This is a genomic window from Micromonospora sp. NPDC049799 (assembly GCF_040656655.1).
In the GTDB taxonomy this organism is placed as follows: domain Bacteria; phylum Actinomycetota; class Actinomycetes; order Mycobacteriales; family Micromonosporaceae; genus Micromonospora.
In genome coordinates, this window is sequence record NZ_JBFAMU010000414.1 from 1 (window position 1) to 4,346 (window position 4,346).

Sequence of the window (4,346 nt, forward strand, 5' to 3'; positions counted from 1 at the left end):
GTGCGTCGAGCAACTCGCCGAGGTCGGCGATGGCGTTCTGGGACACGAGGCCGTTGAAGTCGATCTGGCCGGCGCTGGGCGAGGGTCCGCACGTCGTTGCCGGCCGCGCCCTCCGGGGCCTCGGTGCCGACGTACGCGACCCCGCGTACGTCCTTGGCCTGCGCGGCGAGGGCCGCCGCGCCGCCGAGGACGAGCTGCGCGCGCAGCTTCTCCAGTTCCTTCTCCGCGTCCCGCAGCTGCGTCACGGTCTGCTCGACCCGGTCGGCGACCTGCTCGCTGGGCACCCGGTACAGCTCGGCGAGCCGGGAGACCAGCAGGTGCTCGCGGGCCAGGAAGTTGAACGCGTCCATGCCGACCAGCGCCTCGACCCGGCGGACGCCGGAGCCGATCGACGCCTCGGAGAGGATCTTGACGAGGCCGAGCTGGCCGGAGCGGGCCACATGGGTGCCGCCGCACAGCTCCCGCGCGTAGTCACCGACCTCGACGACCCGCACCTCCTCGCCGTACTTCTCGCCGAAGAGCGCCATCGCGCCGATCCGGCGCGCCTCCTCCAGCGACGTGATGAAGGCGTGCACCTCCAGGTCCGCGAGGAGCACCTCGTTGACCTGCTGCTCCACGTCGCGCAGCACGCTCGGCGACACCCCGGTCGGGGTGTTGAAGTCGAACCGCAGCCGGCCGGGCGCGTTCAGCGAACCGGCCTGGGTGGCGGACTCGCCGAGGAAGTTGCGCATCGTCTGGTGCACCAGGTGGGTCGCGGTGTGCGACCGGGAGATCGCCCGCCGGCGGCTGGTGTCGATCTCGGCGTACCCGGTCTCACCGGCACGCACCTCGCCCCGTACCACCCGGGCCCGGTGCACGATCAGCCCGGGAACCGGCTGCTGCACGTCGAGGACCTCGACCTGGCCGCCGCCCACCGTGATCATGCCCTGGTCGGGCTGCTGCCCACCGCCCTCGGCGTAGAACGGGGTGGCGTCGAGCACCAGCTCGATCGTGTCGCCCTCGACCGCCGCCTGCCGGGGGCCGTCGACGCCGAGCACCGCCCGGACGGTCGACTCCCGGGACACCTCGCCGTAGCCGGTGAAGGTGACCGGGCCGCCGGCGTCCAGCACCGACCGGTACGCCGACAGGTCGGTGTGCCCGGTCTTGCGCGCCTGCGCGTCGGCCTTCGCCCGCGACCGCTGATCGGCCATCAGCCGCCGGAAGCCCTCGGCGTCGACCGTCAGGCCCTGCTCGGCCGCGATCTCCAGGGTCAGGTCGATCGGGAAGCCGTACGTGTCGTGCAGCTGGAACGCCTTCTCCCCGGACAGCGCCTTACCCCCGGCGGTCCGGGTCTCGGTGATCGCGGTGTCCAGGATCGTGGTGCCCGCGCGCAGGGTGGAGAGGAACGCCTCCTCCTCCGCGTACGCGTAGTCGGCGATCCGGTCGAAGTCGGTGGCCAGCTCCGGGTACGACGGGGCCATGCAGTCCCGGGCCACCGGCAGCAGCTCGGGCAGCGCCCGCTCCTGCCAGCCGAGCAGCCGCACGGCACGGATCGCCCGGCGCATGATCCGGCGCAGCACGTAGCCCCGACCCTCGTTGCTCGGGGTCACGCCGTCGCCGATGAGCATCAGGGCGGTGCGGACGTGGTCGGCGACCACCCGCAGGCGGACGTCGTCCGGGTGCGACTCGCTGGCCACGTGGCCGGACTGGGCGCCGTAACGCTTGCCGGTCAGCTCCGCCGCCCGGTCCAGGATCGGCCGGACCTCGTCGATCTCGTACAGGTTGTCGACACCCTGGAGGATCGACGCCATCCGCTCCAGGCCCATGCCGGTGTCGATGTTCTTCGCCGGCAGGTCCCCCAGGATCGGGTAGTCCTGCTTGCCGGTGCCCGGACCGCGTTCGAACTGCATGAAGACGAGGTTCCAGAACTCCATGTAGCGGTCCTCGTCGACCGCCGGGCCACCCTCGCGGCCGTACTCCGGGCCCCGGTCGTAGAACAACTCGGAGCAGGGGCCGCACGGGCCGGGGATGCCCATCGACCAGAAGTTGTCGGCCTTGCCCCGGCGGACGATCCGCTCGACCGGCACGCCGACCGAGCGCCAGATCTCGAACGCCTCGTCGTCGTCCAGGTAGACGGTGGGCCAGACCCGCTCCGGGTCCAGGCCGAAACCACCCTGCTCCTGGGACCTGGTCACCAGATCCCAGGCGAGCGGGATCGCCCCGTCCTTGAAGTAGTCACCGAAGGAGAAGTTGCCGTTCATCTGGAAGAACGTGCCGTGCCGGCTGGTCTTGCCGACCTCGTCGATGTCCGGGGTGCGGATGCACTTCTGCACACTGACGGCCCGGCGGTACGGCGGCGTCTGCTGCCCCAGGAAGTAGGGGACGAACTGAACCATGCCAGCGTTGACGAACAGCAGGTTCGGGTCGCTGATGGCGGGCAGCGGAGCGGACGGCACCACGGCGTGGCCGTTCGCCTCGAAGTGCGCGAGGTACCGCCGCTTGATCTCCGCCGTCTTCATCGCTGGTGTTCCTCCGGAAAGATTTCTCGGTCGCCGATGCGCGGGTCCTCCCGCAACTCGGCGAACTGGTCGTCGAACGCCTCGCCTTGGGCGAACGCGGCGTGGATCTCCTGCTCGCGTTCGGCCATCCCGATCCGGACGTCCTCCACGAAGCTACGCAGCTCCTCCACCAGCCCGCCAGCGGATTGCGACAGGGTGCTGGCGATGCCGGCCGGGGTGTACGACTGGGCGGTGCGGGTCGCCTTGCGGACCACCACCACGCCGACCGCCAGGCCGATGCCCAGCCAGAACAGTCGTCTCATGCTCGTGCCTCCTGTTCCGGCGGGGTCAGCGGTTGACGCGCCGGGCGGCGCGACGCTGCTGCTTGATCACGTCGCGCACCTCGCGCTCGGTCTCCGCGTGCCGGCGGGACGCCGCGGCACGGCGGACGCCGTAGCCGAAGGCCGCCACCTTCACCAGCGGGTTCGCGGCGGCGGCCGAGACGACGGTGGCCAGGTTCGCGATGTTGGCGGTCACGTTCTGCGCGTGGCTCGTCATGGTGTCGACCTTGGCCAGCTGGAGGTTCACACCGTCCAGCGACGTCTGGACCTGCTCCAGCGCGACGTTGACGTTCTTCACCGTGGTGTTGACGTCGCCGAGCAGCGGGGCGCTGCGGTCGTTGAGGTCGTTGATCATCCGGGTGGCGGCGTCCACGGTGTGCCGCAGCCGCAGGATGGGCAGCGTCAGGATCAACACCAGCATCGCGAACGCGATCGCCGCGATCAGGGCCGCGACCTCTCCAAACTCCACGCCTGTCCTCCTCAAACAGAGTTACGCGGCAACCGGTCTCGCCGGTTCACGCGATCGTCTCGTCCACTGGCACCGCTCGGCGACCCGTGCCGGGTCAGCGGGAGCAGGCGGGCCTGCCAGCCCCAGACCCTACCGTCCGTGAGGAAAACCGGCTCAGGACGGTGAGGGTGTCAGCTCGCCGAGCGGATCCTCGCTGAGCGTCGGGAAAGGATCCTCGCCGGTGAGTGACGGGTCGGTGCTCGGTTGGGGCCGGGTCCGCTCGTCGTCGATCGCGTTACGTACCTTCACCGACACCAACGAGCCGGCGCACTCCTGCGCTGCGGCCGACGGGGCGGGCGCCGGTACGGCAGCCGGTTCGCCCTCGACCGGCGGCGGAACGCAGGTCGGCTCGCGTACCCAGAGGTCGAGGGTCAGCTCGTCCCGCCGCCAGCAGGTGTAGCTGCCCTTCTCCTCCTTCTCGGGGCACCGGGCCACCTTCCACCGCTGCCAGCCGTCCCGGGACAGCGCCGCCTCGTACGCCTGGGCAGTCTCCTCCGGCGGGCGCTCCGAGGTGACGGTGCGCTCGCGCAGCCGACAGTCCAGCAGGCACCAACGGCTGCCACTGACGTCGTCGACCGTCCGGACCGTCGCCCAGCTCGGCACGTCCAGCTCGTCGAGGGAGTCGAAGACGGGGTCGCGGCTGAGCGTACGCAGACCGAAGAAGAGCGGGATCGCGCCCAGCAGCACCACGCTGACCAGGACGAGCACGCCCAGCCGCAGTCGCTTCTTCTCCCGCATCTGCCGGCGCAGCTCCGACCGGGCACCGCGCAGCCCACCAGCCTCGGCGGGCGTGTCGTCGTCGACACCGCCCGGGCCGGCGGCCCGGCGCAGCGCGGGTGCGTCCCCGCCATCCGGAGCGGGCCGGACCGGGCCGGTGGGGTGCGGCACGACGGCGGCACGCGCCACCGCCGGCTCGGCGGGACGGCCCGGAGGTGGCGGGACCGGGGAGACACCGGACGGCTCCGGACGGCCGGGCTCGCGGTGCGGTGGGGCGGCGCGTCCCGTCGACCGGTCGTCCTG

4 protein-coding genes are annotated in these 4,346 nt (G+C 71.6%); all 4 read right to left on the reverse strand.

The window, feature by feature from the left end; genetic code table 11:
• A partial coding sequence (alaS, locus tag AB0I76_RS23430) for an alanine--tRNA ligase (RefSeq protein WP_357039210.1) occupies positions 1-2,498 on the reverse strand: 2,498 nt, incomplete at its 3' end.
• A complete protein-coding gene (locus AB0I76_RS23435) occupies positions 2,495-2,800 on the reverse strand; it encodes a hypothetical protein (RefSeq protein ID WP_357039213.1) in 306 nt (101 codons plus the stop codon). The genes alaS and AB0I76_RS23435, both read right to left, overlap by 4 nt.
• A gap of 25 nt (positions 2,801-2,825) precedes the next feature.
• Positions 2,826-3,287: a DUF948 domain-containing protein gene (locus AB0I76_RS23440; protein ID WP_357039216.1), complete on the reverse strand. Its 462-nt coding sequence runs from the start codon at positions 3,285-3,287 to the stop codon at positions 2,826-2,828.
• Positions 3,288-3,440: 153 nt separating this feature from the next.
• Positions 3,441-4,064 (reverse strand): hypothetical protein, encoded by a 624-nt coding sequence (locus AB0I76_RS23445; protein ID WP_357039219.1) that lies wholly within the window; start codon positions 4,062-4,064, stop codon positions 3,441-3,443.
• Positions 4,065-4,346: the final 282 nt, after the last annotated feature.

Excerpts from the sequence above, each read along its gene's own strand:
- AB0I76_RS23445 (WP_357039219.1), bottom strand. The coding sequence starts at position 4,064 with ATGCGGGAGAAGAAGCGACTGCGGCTGGGCGTGCTCGTCCTGGTCAGC.
- AB0I76_RS23435 (WP_357039213.1), bottom strand. The coding sequence starts at position 2,800 with ATGAGACGACTGTTCTGGCTGGGCATCGGCCTGGCGGTCGGCGTGGTG.